Below are 2,218 nucleotides of genomic sequence, written 5' to 3' on the forward strand. Positions count from 1 at the left end.
GAAGCAAGAGAATGAATCACCTAATGATTTTATGCAACGGCTTTGCATCATGCTAAAAGACCCAAAACAGCAACTTCAATTTTACGATTTCCTAAAATCTAATCCTTGAGTTTCCCCCTCTAAAAAAGATTTCAAAACGCCCCAACTTTTGGGGCTTATTTTTATCTTTTTCAGAGGCCGTTTTTTTGTTTCTCGGAGAGAAACGCGGAAGCGTGCATTCCCTCCTGCTGTCGGAAAATGATAAATCCCCCAAACCGCTAAAAGTTGCCGATCGGCAACTTTTAAAATATCAAATTTTCACACATGGCTTAAAACCGCCTAAAATCGCCTTTAAGCGCACTTTTCTTCAAAACAGGGAAATCTAGCTAAACAGGGCTAAAAACGCCAATAAACGCAAAATAGGAGCATTTAGACCATGAAATTGAGTGATGCTGAAAAAAATAATCGTTTGTCAGAGGTGTTTTTAAAGAAATCAGATCGAGAATATTACGATTTAGAAATCACTGAAGATCATCAAAAACTTTATGATCAGTACGTTTCAGGTGATTTAAACAAGCAAGATTTTGAAGAACAACTAAACAAATTGATCAAGTAACCGAGCGAGTGTCTACGAGCGACTGAGCATTATAAAAATTTGCCCCTGCCTTTTCCCTGATTACAAGCTCCCTGTTGCTTCATAACGAGATTTACAGAGCAAAGCGACTGTAGCCACTGGCTCCATGATGAGCGAAGCGAATCCATTCTTGTTTTTAGCGTCCTAGCGGGTCTTTGAAAAAAACTGCCCCCAGGAATCGAGCGCAGCGAGATTCAATAGAGTTTGAGCGAAGCGAAAACATAGGGCAGTTTTAAATGCCGTTTTTAATTTTTTTGGGCTTTTAATAATAAAAAAGCTTTTAAATGCTTTTAAGCAGTCTGAAAGCATTGATATACGTGCGTTTCAGAGGACATAAGACGACACTTAGTGTGCTAAAAGACGACACTTAGTGTGCTAGAAATTCTCAATAAGACGACACTTAGTGTGCTTTGAAAGACAAAATAAAACATGTCGTTTTAAGCACGTTTAGTTTGCAAGATGCGACAAAATAAAATATGTCTGCTTATTGCTTCTTGATAAGGCTTCACATAAGATCAATAAGACGACATAATAAAATAAGACGCTATATGAAAGATTTAATTGTGAAAGATAACGCTTTAATTAATGCCAGCTACAATCTTGACCTAGTGGAACAACGGTTAATTCTTTTAGCAATAATTGAAGCCCGTGAAAGTGGTAAAGGTATTAATGCGAATGACCCTTTAACTATTCACGCAGAGAGCTATATCAACCACTTTGATGTATTGAAAAATGGTGCTTATCAAGCACTAAAAGAAGCCTGTAAAGACTTGTTTGCTCGTCAATTTAGCTATCAAGAACCAAGAGGAAAAGGAGTAGCTCATATTACCTCACGTTGGGTTTCTCAAATTGCATACATCGAAAAAACGGCATCTGTTGAGTTAATTTTTTCACCTGCAATTATCCCTTTAATAACTCGGCTAGAAAAACAATTTACGAGCTATGAGTTAGAGCAAGTAAAAGGGCTTTCCACTGGCTACGCCATTAGACTTTATGAACTTTTGATTGCTTGGCGTAGTAGTGGGAAAACACCAATTATTGAGCTAAGTGAGTTCAGAGAAAGATTGGGAGTATTAGAAAGTGAATATCATCGAATGCACGACTTTAAAAAGCGTGTTTTAGAACCATCATTAAAGCAAATCAATGAAAATACAGATATTACTGTCAAAGAAGAACAGCACAAAAGAGGACGTAATATTATTGGTTTTTCATTCCGATTTAAACAGAAGGCACAGCCAAAAAAACAACAAAAAACCGACCCTAAACGAGATCCAAACACACCTGATTTCTTTGTCGAAATGACCGATGCACAACGGCATTTGTTTGCACACAAATTATCTGAACTGCCCGAAGTTGGTAGCGAATATGCAGAGATCGGAGAGTCATCCGAAGACTTTACGAAACGCCTTGCAGACATGCTTTTAGAGCCAAAAAAATTCAGGATGTTTTATCCGCTACTGGAACAGCTCGGCTTTGGTTCTAAGAAAATCCAATCAGCACCAATCAAACAGGTCGATGAACCTAAGTTTATAGATTTTCCAAATATGCAGATCAACCGAATTTCTTACGGCATGTCCAGAAATAAAAAATTCAAACATTTGAAGC

Annotated in this window: 1 protein-coding gene and 1 pseudogene; both read left to right on the forward strand. The window is 37.5% G+C overall.

What is annotated here, in order from left to right:
• Nucleotides 1-415 precede the first annotated feature (415 nt).
• Nucleotides 416-595 (forward strand): hypothetical protein, encoded by a 180-nt coding sequence (locus tag FTU05_RS17540; protein WP_020847111.1) that lies wholly within the window; start codon nt 416-418, stop codon nt 593-595.
• Between the two features lie 566 nt (nt 596-1,161).
• Nucleotides 1,162-2,088, forward strand: a pseudogene (gene repM, locus FTU05_RS17545) (replication initiation protein RepM); the annotation flags it as partial.
• Nucleotides 2,089-2,218: the final 130 nt, after the last annotated feature.

Source organism: Acinetobacter sp. YH12049 (genome assembly GCF_013419875.1).
GTDB lineage: Bacteria > Pseudomonadota > Gammaproteobacteria > Pseudomonadales > Moraxellaceae > Acinetobacter > Acinetobacter amyesii.